General features: G+C 71.0%; 12 protein-coding genes. 1 reads left to right on the plus strand and 11 read right to left on the minus strand.

The window, feature by feature from the left end; genetic code table 11:
* Positions 1 to 5: 5 nt before the first annotated feature.
* From ftsZ to rsmH, 11 genes are all read right to left on the minus strand, one after another.
* The gene (gene ftsZ / locus ACFZB3_RS21695; protein WP_391377331.1) at positions 6 to 1202 is read right to left on the minus strand and encodes a cell division protein FtsZ; all 1197 of its coding nucleotides are present in this window, start codon (positions 1200 to 1202) and stop codon (positions 6 to 8) included.
* Between the two features lie 277 nt (positions 1203 to 1479).
* Positions 1480 to 2274, minus strand: a complete 795-nt coding sequence (locus ACFZB3_RS21700) for an FtsQ-type POTRA domain-containing protein (RefSeq protein ID WP_391377844.1) — start codon at positions 2272 to 2274, stop codon at positions 1480 to 1482.
* 29 nt (positions 2275 to 2303) lie between these two features.
* A complete protein-coding gene (gene murG / locus ACFZB3_RS21705; RefSeq protein ID WP_362581660.1) occupies positions 2304 to 3392 on the minus strand; it encodes an undecaprenyldiphospho-muramoylpentapeptide beta-N-acetylglucosaminyltransferase in 1089 nt (362 codons plus the stop codon).
* A 6-nt stretch (positions 3393 to 3398) separates the two neighbouring features.
* A complete protein-coding gene (gene ftsW / locus ACFZB3_RS21710; protein ID WP_391377334.1) occupies positions 3399 to 4754 on the minus strand; it encodes a putative lipid II flippase FtsW in 1356 nt (451 codons plus the stop codon).
* A gap of 249 nt (positions 4755 to 5003) precedes the next feature.
* Positions 5004 to 6422: a UDP-N-acetylmuramoyl-L-alanine--D-glutamate ligase gene (gene murD, locus ACFZB3_RS21715; RefSeq protein ID WP_391377336.1), complete on the minus strand. Its 1419-nt coding sequence runs from the start codon at positions 6420 to 6422 to the stop codon at positions 5004 to 5006.
* Entirely contained in the window at positions 6404 to 7474 is a 1071-nt protein-coding gene (gene mraY / locus ACFZB3_RS21720; protein WP_351497047.1) for a phospho-N-acetylmuramoyl-pentapeptide-transferase, read from the minus strand. Before mraY ends, murD begins: the two co-directional genes overlap by 19 nt.
* Positions 7474 to 8886, minus strand: coding sequence for a UDP-N-acetylmuramoyl-tripeptide--D-alanyl-D-alanine ligase (gene murF, locus ACFZB3_RS21725; RefSeq protein WP_391377338.1), 1413 nt, complete (start codon positions 8884 to 8886; stop codon positions 7474 to 7476). Before murF ends, mraY begins: the two co-directional genes overlap by 1 nt.
* Positions 8887 to 8890: 4 nt before the next feature.
* Complete coding sequence (locus tag ACFZB3_RS21730; protein WP_391377340.1) at positions 8891 to 10555, minus strand: UDP-N-acetylmuramoyl-L-alanyl-D-glutamate--2,6-diaminopimelate ligase; 1665 nt, start codon at positions 10553 to 10555, stop codon at positions 8891 to 8893.
* Positions 10556 to 10597: 42 nt separating this feature from the next.
* Positions 10598 to 12598 (minus strand): penicillin-binding transpeptidase domain-containing protein, encoded by a 2001-nt coding sequence (locus ACFZB3_RS21735; protein ID WP_391377342.1) that lies wholly within the window; start codon positions 12596 to 12598, stop codon positions 10598 to 10600.
* Positions 12595 to 13152, minus strand: a complete 558-nt coding sequence (locus ACFZB3_RS21740; protein WP_391377344.1) for a septum formation initiator family protein — start codon at positions 13150 to 13152, stop codon at positions 12595 to 12597. The genes ACFZB3_RS21735 and ACFZB3_RS21740 overlap by 4 nt, the downstream gene beginning before the upstream one ends.
* Before the next feature lie 33 nt (positions 13153 to 13185).
* On the minus strand, positions 13186 to 14142 hold the full coding sequence (gene rsmH, locus ACFZB3_RS21745) for a 16S rRNA (cytosine(1402)-N(4))-methyltransferase RsmH (protein ID WP_391377346.1): 957 nt from the start codon (positions 14140 to 14142) through the stop codon (positions 13186 to 13188).
* A 355-nt stretch (positions 14143 to 14497) separates the two neighbouring features.
* On the opposite strand from rsmH, the gene ACFZB3_RS21750 reads away from it, so the two are divergent.
* Positions 14498 to 15046 carry a carbonic anhydrase gene (locus tag ACFZB3_RS21750; RefSeq protein ID WP_391377348.1) on the plus strand — a complete coding sequence of 183 codons (549 nt, stop codon included), beginning with the start codon at positions 14498 to 14500 and terminating at the stop codon, positions 15044 to 15046.
* Positions 15047 to 15121: the final 75 nt, after the last annotated feature.

Here is a 15121-nt window from a genome sequence, read left to right on the forward strand (position 1 = left end):
AAGGATCACTTGAGGAAGTCCGGCACGTCCAGTTCCTCGGCCGCGCTGTCCGTGTAGGAACGGGACGGCGGGACCGGCGGGGCGACCGGGAGGTCGGCCACCGGCTCCGGCATCGGCTCCGGCTCCTCCTTCGGCGTCACGCTGCCGAGCGAGCCGAAGGAGGGGCGCTCGGGCTCCCTGCGGGCCGGCGCGGGCTCCTCGCGGCGGGCGGCGGCCGAGGACGAGCCGAGGACGTTGTCCCGGCGGGCCGGGGGCTGGCCCCCGTCGAAGCCGGCCGCGATGACCGTGACGCGGACCTCGTCGCCGAGCGCGTCGTCGATGACCGCGCCGAAGATGATGTTGGCCTCGGGGTGGGCGGCCTCGCTGACCAGCTGGGCGGCCTCGTTGATCTCGAACAGGCCGAGGTCGGAGCCGCCGGAGATGGAGAGCAGCACGCCCCGGGCGCCGTCGATGGAGGCCTCCAGGAGCGGCGAGGAGATCGCCATCTCGGCGGCGGCCACCGCGCGGTCGTCGCCGCGGGCCGAGCCGATGCCCATGAGGGCCGAACCGGCCTCGGACATGACCGACTTGACGTCGGCGAAGTCGAGGTTGATCAGACCGGGGGTGGTGATGAGGTCGGTGATGCCCTGGACACCGGAGAGCAGGACCTGGTCGGCCGACTTGAAGGCGTCGAGCACCGAGACCTGGCGGTCCGAGATGGACAGCAGCCGGTCGTTCGGGATGACGATGAGGGTGTCGACCTCTTCGCGGAGTTCGGCGATGCCGTCCTCGGCCTGGTTGGCGCGGCGCCGGCCCTCGAAGGTGAAGGGGCGGGTGACCACGCCGATCGTGAGGGCGCCCAGCGAGCGCGCGATGTTGGCCACGACGGGCGCGCCGCCGGTGCCGGTGCCGCCGCCTTCACCGGCCGTCACGAAGACCATGTCGGCCCCCTTGAGGACCTCCTCGATCTCCTCGCGGTGGTCCTCGGCGGCCTTGCGGCCGACGGCCGGGTTGGCGCCGGCGCCGAGTCCGCGGGTGAGTTCACGGCCGACGTCGAGCTTGACGTCGGCGTCGCTCATCAACAGCGCCTGTGCGTCGGTGTTGATGGCGATGAACTCGACGCCCTTGAGGCCGACCTCGATCATCCGGTTGATGGCATTGACACCACCGCCGCCGACACCGATGACCTTGATGACTGCGAGGTAGTTCTGCGGTGCTGCCACGTCGAAGGCCTCTCGCCTCGAATTACGTCGCCGTCCACGTGCGGTGCCCGCGCGGGACGGCAGATGCCGATTGGGACGGTCCGTAGCGCCGACCCGAACCCTAACGTTGAAGTTTAGGGTTACCAGTGTGTCCGTTCCTTGAAGTCTTCTGAACAGGACACTAAGTCGACAAGTGGCGCCCGTTCAACGAACACGCCGAACCTCCCGTTTTTCTTTTCACCCTATGTGATCAGCCGTAGCAGTGCCCAACCAGGGTGCTGGCCTGCGCTGATGTGCGTCAACTCGCCGATGACGCAGGGGCGGTGGGAACACTCACGTCGAAGTGCCGGGCACCGGAAGCGGCTTTCAGGAGTGCGGTGAGCGTGCGCGCCTTCGCGGCCCCGTTCTCGGAACTGCCCCACTCCACGACGCGGCCGCCGCCCAACTCCAGCGAGATGTCGTCGTAGGAACGGACCTTGAGGGTCCGGGTGTCCCGGCGGACGGCGGCCGGAAGGGCTCGCGCGACGTCGACCGCCTCCCGCACCAGCCGGTCGGTGCCGAACCGGCGCAGGCTCGCGGTCGCCGAACCCGACCGGGACAGGCTCAATTCCAGCGCCGGAACGCCTTTCGGTGCTTGCGAAACCGTGGCGAACCGGACGCCTTCCTTGTCCACTTCGGTGAAATTTCCGCTCTTTTCGATGAGCAGCACGGGAGTACGCTCGGTCACTTTCAGCCCGATTCCGCGGGGCCAGGAACGGACGACGTCCACCGTGTCGATGCGGGGCAGTTTCCGGCGCAGCCGGGCCTCGATCCCGCCGGTGTCGACGGAGACCAGCGGCGCCCCGACGGGGACGTCGGCGGCCTCCAGGACGTCCTCCGGGCTCAGAACGGCCGTACCGGACACGGAGACATGGCGTACCCGCAGCCACGGGGAGCCGTACAGCAGCCAGACGGAACCCGATCCGAGGAGCACCACGGACAGCACCAGAATGACCATCCTACGAAAGCGGCGGTTCCGCAGCCGGCGGACGAGCGGCGGGCCGGACGACTCCTGCTGGCGTTCACCGCGTTCGGCGGTGGTCGATCCGGCCACGCTGCTCACTTGCCTTTCGTCATACGGTCCTATCGGCTTGAGGCGATCGCCTCGTACACCATGCCGACGAGCAGGTCGTCGGCGTCCCGGCGGCCGAACTCGCTCGCCGCGCGGGACATCTCGTACAGCCGGTGCGGGTCGGCGAGCACGGGCAGGACGTTCTGCTGCACCCATTCCGGGGTGAGCTCCGCGTCGTCGACCAGCAGGCCGCCGCCTGCCTTGACCACCGGCTGGGCGTTCAGCCGCTGTTCGCCGTTGCCGATGGGCAGCGGGACGTAGGCGGCCGGGAGACCGACGGCGGAGAGTTCGGCGACGGTCATCGCGCCCGCGCGGCAGAGCATCATGTCGGCCGCGGCGTACGCGAGGTCCATCCGGTCCAGGTAACTTACCGGGATGTACGGGGGCATTCCCGGCATCTGATGTACCTGCGGCAGTTCGTTCTTCGGGCCGACCGCGTGCAGGATCTGGATGCCGGCCTGCTGCAGCCAGGGCGCGACCTGCTGCACGACCTCGTTGAGCCGGCGGGCGCCCTGGGAGCCGCCGGAGACCAGCAGCGTGGGCAGGTTGGGGTCGAGGCCGAAGCGGTGGCGGGCCTCGGGGCGGGCGGCGGCCCGGTCCAGGGTGGCGATGGAGCGGCGCAGCGGGATGCCGATGTAGCGGGCGTCGCGCAGCTTGCTGTCCGGGGTGGAGACGGCGACCTTGGCCGCGTACCGGGAGCCGATCTTGTTGGCGAGGCCGGGGCGGGCGTTGGCCTCGTGGATCACGATCGGCACGCCGAGGCGCTTGGCGGCGAGGTAGGCGGGCAGGGCGACGTAGCCGCCGAAGCCCGCGACGCAGTCCGCCTTGGTGCGCTCCAGGATCTGCTCGGCGGCCTTGATGGTGCCGCGCAGCCGGCCGGGGACGGTGATCAGTTCGGGGGTGGGCCTGCGGGGCAGCGGCACCGCCGGGATCAGCGCCAGCTCGTAGCCGCGCTGCGGGACGAGTGTGGTCTCCAGGCCGCGTTCCGTGCCCAGGGCCGTGATCCCCACGGTGGGGTCCTGCCTGCGCAGGGCGTCCGCGAGGGCGAGCGCGGGCTCGATGTGGCCGGCGGTCCCCCCACCAGCGAGTACGACATGCACCGAAATTCACCGCTCTCCGGACGGGCGGGCCGCGGGGGCACGCCGTCGCATCGTGTTCCATCTCCGAGGCCCCTGAGGGCCCCCGGCTCCCCGCTTTCTACCAAAGCGAGGTTGCCGCATCGCAAGCGCCGCCCGCGCACCGGGCTCGTCGCGCGCGAAGGCGATCAGCAACCCGATGGCGAACATGGTCGGCAGCAGGGCGGAGCCTCCGTAGGAGAACAGCGGGAGGGGGACGCCGGCGATCGGCAGCAGGCCGAGCACCGCACCGATGTTGATCACCGCCTGGGCGGTGATCCAGGTGGTCACGCCTCCCGCGGCGTACCTCACGAAGGGGTCCTCCGTGCGTCCGGCCACGCGGATACCCGCATAGCCTAGAGCCGCGAAGAGGGCCAGTACCGACAGCGTCCCCGCCAGACCCAGTTCCTCACCGGTGACGGCGAAGATGAAGTCGGTGTGGGCTTCGGGGAGTTGTCCCCATTTCTCCACACTCGCACCGAGGCCGGATCCGAACAGCCCGCCGGAGGCCAGGGCGTAGATGCCATGAACCGCCTGCCAGCAGTCGGCGACGCCGCTCCTCGGTTCGGTGGCGCCGATGCAGGCGAGCCGGGCCATTCGGTTGGGGCTGGTCTTGATGAGGATCACCCCGAGGACGCCCGCGACGGACAGCACGCCGGCGAAGAGCCGGGTCGGCGCCCCCGCCAGCCACAGCAGGCCGAAGAGGATCGCGGTCAGGATGATCGCCGTGCCCATGTCGCCGCCGAGCATGATCAGCCCGAGCAGCAGGAAGCTCACCGGAACGAGCGGCACCAGCATGTGCTTCCACTGGGCCAGCAGCCGCTTCTCCTGTTTGCGCGCCATCAGGTCGGCGCCCCACAGCACCAGGGCGAGCTTGCCGAACTCGCTGGGCTGGATCTGGAAGGAACCGCCGAGGGAGATCCAGTTCTGGTTGCCGTTGACGGACATCCCTATCCCCGGCACCTGCACCAGCGCCATCATGAAGACGGCTCCGGCGAGGATCGGGTAGGCGAGCGCCCGGTGCAGCTTCACCGGCATCCGGGACGCCACGAGCAGCAGCACGCCCCCGATGCAGGCGGCCAGGAACTGCTTCCGGAAGAAGAAGGAGCCCGGCAGCGACATCTGCAGCGCGGTGATCTGGGAGGCCGAGTAGACCATCACCAGACCCAGCACGATGATCAGCAGGCTGCCGCCGAGGATCAGGTAGTACGCGGTCAGCGGCCGGTCCCAGGCCCGGTGGGCGCGCAGGTAGAACCGCCGCAGCGGGTTCTCGCGCGACGCGCGGGGCGCGGCGGGCCGGCGGACCGCCCGCTGTACGGGCGGGCGGCCGGTGCGGCTACCGGGCATCAACGCCTCCGCTGAGAGCCTGTGTCATATCCCTGGTCGGATCAGCGCACGTCGTCTGGTGCGTGCGATCGCAAGGCGCCGGAGCGCCCTCGTGGCGGAGCCACGTGGGCGTTTCGGCAACGCGGCTGGGGGTCCCCCCTCTGGGGGAGTGCGTGCCAGGCGGCGTGCGCCCGGCCGGGGATGTGACACAGGCTCTGCACGTCGACCGTCCCACGCGTCCCTCCCAAGGTCGCCCGGCAGGCGGCCGGGTCAGGCGCCGAGTTCGCGAACAGCCTGGGCGAACGCGTCACCGCGCTTGTTGTAGTTGGCGAACATGTCCATGGAGGCACAGGCGGGTGCCAACAGCACCGTGTCTCCGGCGACGGCGAGCCGTCGCGCCTCCTGGACCGCCGCGAGCATCGCCCCAGTGTCGGTCCGGTCGAGGTCGACGACCGGGACTTCCGGCGCGTGTCGCGCGAGGGCGTCCCGGATGAGGGCGCGATCGGCGCCGATGAGCACCGCGCCCCGAAGCCGCTTCGCCGACTTGGCGACCAGCTCGTCGAAGGTCGCGCCCTTCGCCAGACCGCCCGCAATCCATACGATCGACTCATATGACGCCAACGAGGCTTCGGCCGCGTGGGTGTTGGTCGCCTTGGAGTCGTCGACGTACGCGACCCCGTCCACGTCGGCCACGTGCGCGATGCGGTGGGCGTCCGGCGTGAAGGCCCGCAGCCCGTCCCGTACGGCCGTGGGCGGCACCCCGAAGGCGCGCGCGAGGGCCGCCGCGGCAAGGGCGTTGGCGATGTTGTGCGGGGCCGGCGGGTTGACGTCGGAGACCTCGGCCAGCTCCTGGGCGTTCTTCTGCCGGTTCTCCACGAACGCGCGGTCGACGAGGATGCCGTCCACGACGCCGAGTTGGGAGGGCCCCGGGGTGCCGAGGGTGAAGCCGATGGCCCGGCAGCCCTCCTCGACGTCGGCCTCGCGGACCAGCTCCTCGGTGAGCTTGTCGGCGGCGTTGTAGACGCAGGCGACCCGGTTGCCCTCGTAGATGCGGCCCTTGTCCTTGGCGTAGGCCTCCATGGAGCCGTGCCAGTCGAGGTGGTCGGGGGCGAGGTTCAGCACGGCCGCGGAGTGGGCGCGCAGGGAGGGCGCCCAGTGCAGCTGGTAGCTGGACAGCTCCACCGCGAGGACGTCGTACTCCTCGTCCCCGAGGACCGCGTCGAGCAGCGAGACGCCGATGTTGCCGACGGCGGCCGTGCGCAGCCCCGCGGCCTTCAGGATCGACGCCAGCATCTGGACGGTGGTGGTCTTGCCGTTGGTGCCGGTGACGGCGAGCCAGGGGGCGGCGCCGGGGCCGCGGAGCCGCCAGGCGAGTTCGACGTCGCCCCAGATCTCGATGCCGGCCGCGCGGGCCGCCTGGAACAGCGGCTTGTCCGGCTTCCAGCCGGGCGCGGTGACGATGAGTTCGGTGCCAGTCGGCAGGGTGGCGCCGTCGCCGAGCCGTACCGTGACGCCCAGCGCCTCCAGTTCGGCGGCCTGCTCACGCGCGCGTGCGTCGTCGCCGTCGTTGACGACCGTGACGATCGCGCCCCGCGCGTGCAGCACCTTGGCCGCCGGGACACCGGAGACGCCGAGCCCGGCGACGGTGACGTGCTTGCCCTGCCAGTCGGTCACTTGTCCGCTGCCCATCCTGCGTAGAAGAGGCCGAGTCCGACAATCACACAGATGCCCTGGATGATCCAGAAGCGGACCACCACAAGGACTTCGGACCAGCCCTTGAGTTCGAAGTGGTGCTGGAGTGGTGCCATCCGGAAGACGCGCTTGCCGGTGAGCCGGAAGGAGCCGACCTGGATGACCACCGACATGGTGATGAGGACGAACAGGCCGCCCATGATGGCGACGAGCAGCTCCGTGCGGGAGAGGATCGCCAGGCCCGTCAGGACACCGCCGAGCGCGAGCGAACCGGTGTCGCCCATGAAGATCTTGGCCGGCGAGGTGTTCCACCACAGGAAGCCGAGGCAGGAACCCATCAGCGCGGAGGCGATGACCGCGAGGTCCAGCGGGTCACGCACCTCGTAGCAGGCGTTGGGGTTGGTCAGGGTCGTCGCGTTGGCGCAGGACTCCTGGAACTGCCAGACGCCGATGAACGTGTAGGCGCCGAAGACGAGGACGGAGGCGCCGGTGGCCAGGCCGTCCAGACCGTCGGTCAGGTTCACGCCGTTGGACATCGCGAGGATCATGAACAGCGCCCAGACCACGAACAGCACCGGGCCGATGGTCCAGCCGAAGTCCGTGATGAACGACAGCTTGGTGGAGGCCGGGGTGTTGCCGCGGGCGTCGGCGAACTGCAGCGACAGCACCGCGAAGGAGATACCGACGATCAGCTGGCCGGCCATCTTCGCCTTGGCCCGCAGACCGAGCGAACGCCGCTTGACGATCTTGATGTAGTCGTCCAGGAAGCCGACCAGGCCCATCCCGCACATCAGGCCGAGCACCAGCACGCCCGAGTAGGTCGGGGTGTAGCCGGTGATCACCTTGGACAGGAAGTAGGCGGCGACCGTCGACAGGATGAAGGCGATACCGCCCATCGTCGGCGTACCGCGCTTGCTGGCGTGCTCGCGCGGGCCGTCGTCACGGATGTACTGGCCGTAGCCCTTGCGGGCGAGGAGCTTGATCAGCAGCGGGGTGCCGATCAGCGTCAGGAAGAGACCGATGACACCCGAGAAGAGGATCTGCTTCATCATCGGGCATCAACACCCTCGGCACCGGTCCGGAGGAGCGCCTGCGCAACGCTCTCCAGCCCCACCGACCGTGACGCCTTCACGAGTACGACGTCCCCCGGGCGCAACTCGCTGCGCAACAGGTCGACCGCCGCCTGTGCGTCGGACACGTGCACCGACTCCTCACCCCACGAACCCTCGTTATATGCGCCCAGTTGCAGCCAGGAGGCTTCCACTCCCCCGACGGCGACGAGCTTGCCGACATTGAGCCGGACGGCGAGCCGTCCGACCGCGTCGTGCTCGGCGAGCGCCTCGTCCCCGAGCTCGGCCATCTTGCCGAGCACCGCCCACGTGCGGCGCCCCTTGCCCATGGCCGCGAGCGCGCGCAGCGCGGCTCGCATGGACTCGGGGTTGGCGTTGTAGGCGTCGTTGACGATGGTCACGCCGTCCGGGCGCTCGGTGACCTCCATACGCCAGCGGGAGAGGGAGCCCGCCTCGGAGAGCGCCAGGGCGATCTCTTCCGCGGACATGCCCAGCTCATGGGCGACGGCGGCCGCGGCGAGCGCGTTCGACACGTGGTGCTCACCGTACAGGCGCATGGTCACATCGCTTGCACCGGAGGGTGTGTGAAGGCTGAACGCGGGCTGTCCCGTGTCCGTGAGTCGTACGTTCTCGGCCCGTACGTCCGCTTCGGCCGACTCTCCGAAAAGGACCACCTTCGCCTTGGTACGGGAGGCCATGGCCCGCACCAGCGGGTCGTCGGCGTTGAGGACCGCGACGCCGCCGTCCTCGGCCGCCGGCAGGGCCTCCACCAACTCGCCCTTCGCCTGGGCGATCTGCTCCCGGCCGCCGAACTCGCCGATGTGGGCGGTGCCGACGTTGAGGACCAGGCCGACCTTCGGGGGCGTCAGATCGGTGAGGTAGCGGATGTGGCCGATGCCGCGGGCCCCCATCTCCAGCACCAGGAACTTCGTCTCCCCGGTGGCGGACAGGGCGGTCAGCGGCAGTCCGATCTCGTTGTTGAGCGAGCCGGGCGTGAAGACGGTCGGCGCCTTGGTGCGCAGCACCTGGGCGATGAGGTCCTTGGTACTGGTCTTGCCGGCCGAGCCGGTCAGCGCCACGAGGGTCGCGCCGAGCCGTCGTACGACATGGCGGGCGAGGGCCCCGAGGGCGGTCTGGACGTCGTCCACGACGATCGCGGGCACACCGACGGGGCGCGACGCCAGTACGGCGACCGCGCCCTGCTCGACGACCTGGGCGGCGTAGTCGTGGCCGTCCACGCGCTCGCCCACGAAGGCGGCGAACAGGCTGCCCGGCCCCGCCTCGCGGGAGTCCCGGACGACCTCGCCGGTGACCTGGACGGACGGATCCGGTATGTCGTGCGTCTGCCCGCCGACGACTTCTGCGATCTCGGCGAGAGAGAGGGCGATCACAAGTTCATCCCTGGGTCTTCTGGATAGCTTCGCGAAGCACTTGGCGGTCGTCGAAGGGACGGATCACGCCGGCGATGTCCTGGCCCTGCTCGTGGCCCTTGCCGGCCACCAGCACGGTGTCGCCGGGGTGCGCGCGGGCGACGGCGGCCTCGATCGCGGCGGCCCGGTCCTCGAAGAGGAGCACCTCGCCACGCTCGTGGGCGGGCACCGAGGCGGCGCCTTCGAGCATGGTCGCGAGGATGGCGAGGGGGTCCTCGGAGCGCGGGTTGTCGGAGGTCAGTACGGCGGTGTCGGAGAGCCGGGCCGCGGCGGCGCCCATCGGGGCCCGCTTGGTCCGGTCGCGGTCGCCGCCGCAGCCGAGGACGATGTGCAGCCGGCCCTTGGTGACCTTGCGCAGGGCCCTGAGGACCGACTCGACGGCGTCCGTCTTGTGGGCGTAGTCGACGACCGCGAGGTAGGGCTGTCCGGCGTCCACCCGCTCCAGGCGGCCCGGCACACCCGGCACGGCGGCGATGCCGTCGGCGGCGGTCTGCGGGTCGAACCCGGCGGCGGCGAGGGCGACGATCGCGGCGAGGGTGTTCGCCACGTTGAAGGGGCCCGGCAGCGGCGACTTGGCGGCGACCCGCACGCCCTCGGGCCCGACGACGGTGAACGTCGAGTCCATCGGGCCGGTGTGGACGTCCGCGGCCCGCCAGTCGGCGTCGGGGTGGCCCTCCGCGGAGTAGGTGACGACCGGGACGGAGGCCTCCCGGGCGAGCCGGCGGCCGTACTCGTCGTCGACGTTGACCACACCCCGTCTGCTGCGTTCCGGGGTGAACAGCTGCGCCTTGGCCCGGTAGTAGTCCTCCATGTCGGAGTGGAACTCCATGTGTTCCGGGCTGAGGTTGGTGAAGACGGCGATGTCGAAGACGCAGCCGTCGACCCGGCCGAGGACCAGCGCGTGGCTGGAGACCTCCATGGCGACCGCCTCGACCCCGCGCTCGCGCATCACGGCGAACAGGGCCTGGAGGTCGGTGGCCTCGGGGGTGGTGCGCTCGGACTTGATGCGCTCGTCGCCGATGCGCATCTCGACGGTGCCGATGAGACCGGTGGTGCGGGTGGTCTTCAGACCGCCCTCGACCAGGTAGGCCGTGGTGGTCTTGCCCGACGTGCCGGTGATGCCGATCTGCAGCAGGTCGCGGCCCGGGCGGCCGTAGATGGTCGCCGCCAGCTCGCCCATCCGCGCGCGCGGGTCGTCGACGACCAGGACCGGCAGGCCGGTCGCGGCGGCGCGCTCGGCGCCCGTCGGGTCGGTCAGTACGGCGACCGCGCCGAGGCCGGCGGCCTGGGCGGCGAAGTCGGCGCCGTGCAGCCGGGCGCCCGGCAGGGCGGCGTACAGGTCACCGGGGCGGACCGCGCGCGAGTCATGGGTGATGCCCGTGACGTCGGCCGTGTTCTCGACGGGTTCCGGCTCGGCGGCACCCAGCTGATCGGCGAGCTCCGCGAGGGGTGTTGCGGAGACCTGAACCGGCCTGGGCGGCCCCGGATATGTCACGGAAGCGCCCTTCTGGGTGGTTTGGGACTGATCAGCGTGTGGCACGGCGGTGAGCGTACCGGGCGCACCGGCTCCGGAGCGAAGCGAGGGGCGCGGGGTCCCGTGGTTCCCGGGATCGGGGGTGATCGTTGTCACGAGCTCGTTCCTGGTGGTCTGTGCGAAGTGCCGAGGCGCTGGTCAGGGCTTGTAGTCGACGGGCAGATCGGCCGCCTTGGCGCCGGTCGGCGGGATCTGGAGGGTCTTGAGGGCGAACTCCATCACCTGCTTGTAGATCGGGCCGCAGATCTGGCCGCCGAAGTAGCTGCCGGCGGTCGCGTTCTGGATGGCGCAGTAGACGGTGATACGGGGCTTGTCGGCGGGTGCGAAACCGGCGAACGACGAGGTGTAGCCGCGGTACCTGCCGGTGGCCGGATCCACTCGGTTGGCGGTACCGGTCTTGCCCGCGACGTTGTAACCGGGAATGGCCGCCTTGGCACCGGTGCCCTGCTCGTCGTCCACCACGGACTCCAGCATCTCGGCCAGGGTCTTGGCCGTCTTCTGGCTGATCACGCGGGTCTTCTTCGGCTGGGCGGCCGGGGTGAAGCGGCCGTCCGCGCCCTTGGCGCCGCGCACCAGGGTCGGCTCCACGCGGACCCCGCCGTTGGCGATCGTCGAGTAGACGGAGGCCGCCTGCATGGCGTTGATGGAGAAGCCCTGACCGAAAGGAATCGTGTACTGCTGCGACGTCGACCACTTGCCGGGCGACGCCAGGATGCCCTTGGTCTCGCCGGGGAAGCCCAGCCCGGAGTAGCTGCCGATGCCGAACTTGCGCAGGTACGAGTAGAGGACCTGGTTGGCCTGTTCCTGGGTCCTGCCGAGCTGGCCGGTGGCGAGGATGGTGCCGATGTTGCTGGACTTGGCGAGCACGCCGTTGAGCGTGAGGTACCAGGTGGCGTGGTCGACGTCGTCCTTGAAGAGCCGGTCGCCGCGGTGCAGCCGGTTGGGCACCACCACGTGCGTGAGCGGGGTGGCGGCGTTCTCCTCCAGGACGGCGGCCATCGACATCACCTTGGCGGTGGAGCCGGGCTCGTAGGCGTCCTGGACGGCCGCGTTGCCCATCGCGTCGGCGTCGGCCGTCGACAGGTCGTTCGGGTCGAAGCCGGGCGAGTTGGCCATCGCCAGGATCTGCCCGGTCTGCGTGTCCTGGACGACCACGTAGCCGCGGTCCGCCTTGGACTTCTTGACCTGCTCGGTGATGGCGTTCTGCGCGGCCCACTGGATGTCCCGGTCGATGGTCAGCTCGACGTCCGAGCCGGACACGGCCGGGGTCTCGGTGGAGCCCGCGGTGGGCACCTCGCGGCCGCCGGACTGGGCGTAGCGGATCTTGCCGTCCTTGCCGGTGAGCTCCTTGTCGAGCTGCTGCTCGATGCCGCCGCCGCCCTTGCCGTCGGCGTTGACCCAGCCCAGTATCCCGGCGGCCAGGTCGCCGTTCGGGTACACCCGCTGGCTGCTCGGGTCGGCGAAGACCCCGCCCAGCACGTTGACGGTGCTGCTGTCGGTCTCGGCCTTGGTGGTGAGCGCGGCCTTCAGGTCCTTGATCTGCTTCCAGACCTGCGGGGTCTGCCGGGTGGCGAGCCGGACGTAGCGCAGGTCCTTGTTCTGCGGCCGGAGCAGCTTGACGAGGTCGGCCTGGTTCCTGCCGAGGATCGGGGCGAGCAGCGCGGCCGCCTGCTCGGGCCCGTCGGCCACCTTGAGCTGCTTGCTGGTGAACATCGTGGGGTCGGCGGTGATGTCGTACGCGTCCTCGCTGATCGCCAGCGCCACGCCGTTGCGGTCGGTGATCCCGCCGCGCTCGGCGGCCAGGGTGTGCACGACGTACCGGTTCTGCTCGGCCTTCGCCGCGTACGCGCTGGCGTCGACGGCCTGGACCTGGAGCAGGCGGCCGACGAAGACCAGCAGGACCAGGGTCAGGGCGAGGCCGACCATGCGCAGCCGGGGGCGGGGGCTGCCGAGGCGCAGGGGGGGTGCGGCCGGGGGGCGCGGTCCGCCCGGGCGGCGGACCGGGCGGGCGCCGGGACCGGGGGCGGACCGGCTCCGGACGGCACCCCTGGGGTCCCGGGGGCGGGGCGGCTTGGCGGGGCCGGGCACGCGGCGGCGCGGCGGCTGCCTGTTTCCAGAAGTGTCTGGCACTTCCGTCACCTGCCGGGGGTCGTGGTCGGGGAGGTCCCGGGCGTGAGGGCCGGGGTGGGCGTCGGCCCGGATGCCGTCGCCGGCACGGAGGCCGCGGGTGCCGTGGCCGGCCCGGAGCCGGTGGCCGTCGGGGCGGGCGCGCCGGCGGACTGCGTGCCGAGCGCCTCGGGGGCGCGCGGCGCGGTGGTCTGCCGGAGGGCGGCGGGGCCGGGGACGCCCTTCACGGTGCCGTCCGGGCCGAGGAAGACCGGGTCGCCGCCGGGGACCATGCCGAGTTCGCGGGCGCGGCGCTGGAGGGCGTCGGGGGCGGAGTAGGCGTCGATGTCCCGCTGCAGCGCCTGTTCCTCGTCGGTGAGGTTCTTCGTCTGCTTCTGGAGGTCGTCGAGTTTGAACGAGCCCTCGCTGAGTGCCGAGTTCAGCACCAGCAGGCCGATCAGGCCGCCGCCGAGGAGCAGGACGACGAGCAGGACGAACGGGGTGCGGGCGGCCTGGCGGGCACGGCCGGCCGGAAACAGCCGGGCGAGCCGGGCCGCCCGCCCCCGAAGCTCGGGTTTCCTACTCACGTGTCCTCCGGTGGGTCCGCGAACCCCGCTCGCTCACTCGGCTTCCTCCCTGATGCGCTGGGCTCCCCGAAGACGCGCCGGAGCGGCCCGGCGGTTCTCGGCGACCTCTTCCTCGGTGGGAAGTTCGGCACCGCGCGTGAGCAGCTTGAGCCGGGGCTGGTACTGCTCGGGCACGACCGGCAGCCCGGGCGGCGCGGTGGTGGCGGCGCCGGCCGCGAACACCTGCTTGACGAGGCGGTCCTCAAGCGAGTGGTAGGACAGTACGGCGATCCGGCCGCCGACCGCGAGGGCCCGCACGGCGGCCGGGATCGCCCTTTCCAGGACGGCGAGTTCGCCGTTGACCTCGATGCGCAGCGCCTGGAAGGTGCGCTTGGCCGGGTTGCCGCCGGTGCGCTTGGCGGCCTGCGGCAGGGCGTCCCGGATCAGCTCGACGAGCCGGGCGCTGTTGGTGAACGGCTCCTTCTCGCGCTCCCGGACGATCGCCGAGACGATCCGCTTGGCCTGCTTCTCCTCGCCGTACTGGAACAGGACACGGACGAGATCACCGGGCGGGTAGGTGTTGAGCACCTCGGCGGCGCTGATGCCGGTCGTCTGGTCCATGCGCATGTCCAGGGGCGCGTCCTGGGCGTAGGCGAAGCCGCGGCCGGCCTCGTCGAGTTGCATGGAGGAGACGCCGAGGTCGAACAGCACGCCCTGCACGCGCGCGATGCCGAGGCGTTCGAGTACGGCGGGCAGCTCGTCGTAGACGGCGTGCACGAGGGTGGCGCGGTCGCCGAAGGGGGCGAGCCGCTCGCCGGACAGGCGCAGGGCCTCCTTGTCGCGGTCCAGGGCGACCAGGCGGGCCTCGGGGAAGCGGGTCAGCAGCGCCTCGCTGTGGCCGCCGAGGCCGAGGGTGCAGTCGACGACCACGCTGCCCGGCCGCTCCAGGGCGGGTGCCAGCAGATCCAGGCACCGCTGGAGCATCACCGGGACATGTCGACTCTGGCTCAAGGGGGCCTCTCAGTTCCGGCACGGGGGGAGCACCGCCGGGTCCCCGCCCGCTCGGTACGCGCACCGCGCACGTGGGGAGACGGCCCGGGCGCTGTGCCGGGGTCTCCAGGGGATTTCACCAGCGGGGAGAGCCTCGCCTCCCGCTTCGCGTCACTTTAGTCCACCGTGTCGCGCGGTCAATCAACCGGCCTGCGCGGCGCGTACGGCGTCCCGGCCGGGGCGGGGATTCATCGGGAATCACCCGTGCGGACGTGTTTTGCCCTCCGTGTGGGTTAGCTCACAACAAGCCACGATGACGTTCTTTGTCCCCTCTCACAGCAGGCCCTGAACGCGCGTGACCAGTAACGTCATGACTATGACGACTTCCGCAGCAGTTCCCACTGGATCCGAAGGCGCCATAACCACGGACGGCACCGTGACGGACCGCCTGGTCGACGCCAACCGGACCTACGCGTCCGCCTTCACCGACCCCGGTATGGACGCCCGGCCCGTGCTGCACGTGGCCGTGGTGGCCTGCATGGACGCCCGCCTCGACCTGCATGCCGCGCTCGGCCTGGAGCTCGGCGACTGCCACACCATCCGCAACGCCGGCGGTGTGGTCACCGACGACGTGATCCGCTCCCTCACCATCAGCCAGCGCAAGCTCGGCACCCGCAGCATCGTGCTGATCCACCACACCGGCTGCGGTCTGGAGGCCCTCACCGAGGACTTCCGCACCGAACTGGAGATGGAGGTCGGCCAGCGCCCGGCCTGGGCGGTGGAGTCCTTCCGGGACGTCGACCAGGACGTCCGGCAGTCCATGCAGCGGGTGCGCACCTCTCCGTTCCTGCAGCACACCGACGACGTACGCGGCTTCGTCTTCGACGTCCGCACCGGCCTCCTCCGCGAGATCGACCCGGTCTGACCGGCCCCGCCGAAGACACCATCCGCCCGGACCGGGCCCCCGCCGGCCCGGCCCGGGCGGATCACCCCCCCCTCG

Origin of the sequence: Streptomyces sp. NPDC008092 (assembly GCF_042957285.1) — a bacterium.
GTDB lineage: Bacteria > Actinomycetota > Actinomycetes > Streptomycetales > Streptomycetaceae > Streptomyces.

Bases quoted from the DNA above. Each gene is read 5' to 3' on its own strand.
- ftsW (WP_391377334.1), bottom strand. From the start codon at position 4,754: ATGCCCGGTAGCCGCACCGGCCGCCCGCCCGTACAGCGGGCGGTCCGC.
- murD (WP_391377336.1), bottom strand. From the start codon at position 6,422: ATGGGCAGCGGACAAGTGACCGACTGGCAGGGCAAGCACGTCACCGTC.
- mraY (WP_351497047.1), bottom strand. From the start codon at position 7,474: ATGAAGCAGATCCTCTTCTCGGGTGTCATCGGTCTCTTCCTGACGCTG.
- ACFZB3_RS21750 (WP_391377348.1), top strand. From the start codon at position 14,498: ATGACGACTTCCGCAGCAGTTCCCACTGGATCCGAAGGCGCCATAACC.